1 pseudogene is annotated in these 508 nt (G+C 62.6%); it reads right to left on the bottom strand.

Annotated features, from left to right (window positions below):
- Positions 1-23: 23 nt before the first annotated feature.
- A pseudogene (locus K7W03_RS27640) lies at positions 24-508 on the bottom strand (endonuclease); the annotation flags it as partial.

Raw genomic sequence — 508 nt, 5'->3', positions numbered from 1 at the left:
CCGGAAGGCGAGGATCGCCAAACTCAAGCATTCTGCTTCTCGCTGATGCTGAACCGGCGATAGGATTTCCGGCCCTTGATGGTGGTGCCGATGTCGTCGGCGGAAATGATGCGATCCGGCGTTGCCTTCACGGTCGGGCACTTGATCGTCATGCCGTCGAGCAGGCCCACGCCAGCCTCGCCCAGCTTGTCGAGTAATTCGGCTTGCGCCGCTTCCGCCTGCGCCTTGCCTTGGCGTTCCAGCGCCTTGCCTGACAGCCAGCGGGTGGCAGCATCGGCGGCAAGGTTGTTCGTGCGAAGATCCACAACCGCGTCAGTCGCATCGGGATAGAGCGCCGCAATGGTCGAGCCGTCCCGCGTGAAGTCGGGCTTGGGCGCCTTACCAGCCGCCACGTCACGCCAGAACTGCGCAACACGAGCTTCAATGTCGGCGTAGATGACGGGACGGAACTGATATTCGAACCGCCGCAGTTCATTGCCGCCGACCAGCACGATAACGTCGCCCCAAT

The sequence above is a fragment of the Sphingobium sp. PNB genome (genome assembly GCF_019873065.1).
Classification (GTDB): domain Bacteria; phylum Pseudomonadota; class Alphaproteobacteria; order Sphingomonadales; family Sphingomonadaceae; genus Sphingobium; species Sphingobium fuliginis.
The sequence above is the reverse complement of the archived record's forward strand: the minus strand, read 5'-3'. Positions and strand labels throughout refer to the sequence as shown.